1 rRNA gene (cut by a window edge) is annotated in these 1,360 nt (G+C 61.0%); it reads left to right on the top strand.

The window, feature by feature from the left end:
- Nucleotides 1-1,360, top strand: a 23S ribosomal RNA gene (locus JUB13_RS30925) (its annotated part continues 1,395 nt past the right edge of the window); the annotation flags it as partial.

Below are 1,360 nucleotides of genomic sequence, written 5' to 3' on the forward strand. Positions count from 1 at the left end.
GCGAGCAGGCTTTGATCCGTGGGTTTCCGAATGGGGCAACCCACCGCTTCGGCGGTATCCAGCGCTGAACACATAGGCGCTGGAGGCGAACCCGGGGAACTGAAACATCTCAGTACCCGGAGGAAAGGACATCAACCGAGACTCCCCCAGTAGTGGCGAGCGAACGGGGACCAGGCCATTGGGCCGGCGTACATAACGGGAAGCCGCTGGAAAGCGGCGCCAGAGCGGGTGACAGCCCCGTACCGGTAAACCGCGTCGGTCCAGCGAGTAGGGCGGGACACGTGAAATCCTGTCCGAAGATGGGGGGACCACCCTCCAAGCCTAAGTACTCCTCAGTGACCGATAGTGCACCAGTACCGTGAGGGAAAGGTGAAAAGCACCCCGACGAGGGGAGTGAAACAGTTCCTGAAACCGGATGCCTACAAGCAGTGGGAGCCTCCTTGCGGGGTGACCGCGTACCTTTTGTATAATGGGTCAGCGACTTGCGGTATGCAGCGAGCCGGAGCCGCTAGGCTGAGGCGCAGCGAAAGCGAGTCCGAAACGGGCGCCTGAGTTGCATGCCGCAGACCCGAAACCGAGTGATCTAGCCATGGCCAGGTTGAAGGTGGGGTGACACCCACTGGAGGACCGAACCCACGCCCGTTGAAAAGGTCGGGGATGAGCCGTGGCTAGGGGTGAAAGGCCAATCAAACTCGGAAATAGCTGGTTCTCCGCGAAAGCTATTTAGGTAGCGCGTCGGGCGATCGCCTGCGGGGGTAGAGCACTGGATGGGCTAGGGGGTCTCACCGACCTACCGATCCCAACCAAACTCCGAATACCGCAGAGCGCAGCCCGGCAGACAGACGGCGGGTGCTAAGGTCCGTCGTCGAGAGGGAAACAGCCCAGACCATCCGCTAAGGTCCCCAAATCGTGGCTAAGTGGGAAAGGATGTGGGAAGGCCAAGACAACCAGGAGGTTGGCTTAGAAGCAGCCATCCTTTAAAGAAAGCGTAATAGCTCACTGGTCTAGACAAGCCGGCCCGCGCCGAAAATGTACCGGGGCTCAAGCCACGTACCGAAGCGATGGATGCACGTCTCAGGACGTGCGTGGTAGCGGAGCGTTCCGTCGGCGGTGAAGGGTGTCCGCGAGGCCGCCTGGAGCTTACGGAAGTGAGAATGCTGACATGAGTAGCGACAAACGGAGCGAGAATCTCCGTCGCCGAAAGTCCAAGGGTTCCTGCGCACGGTCAATCCGCGCAGGGTGAGCCGGCCCCTAAGGCGAGGCCGAAAGGCGTAGTCGATGGGAACCAGGTCAAGAGTCCTGGGCCTGCGGGTGTGTGACGGAGCTGGATCCGTGTGCGTCCTTAACGGATTGGACGCGC

This window comes from Arenibaculum pallidiluteum (assembly GCF_017355985.1).
Taxonomy (GTDB): Bacteria; Pseudomonadota; Alphaproteobacteria; order Azospirillales; family Azospirillaceae; genus Arenibaculum; species Arenibaculum pallidiluteum.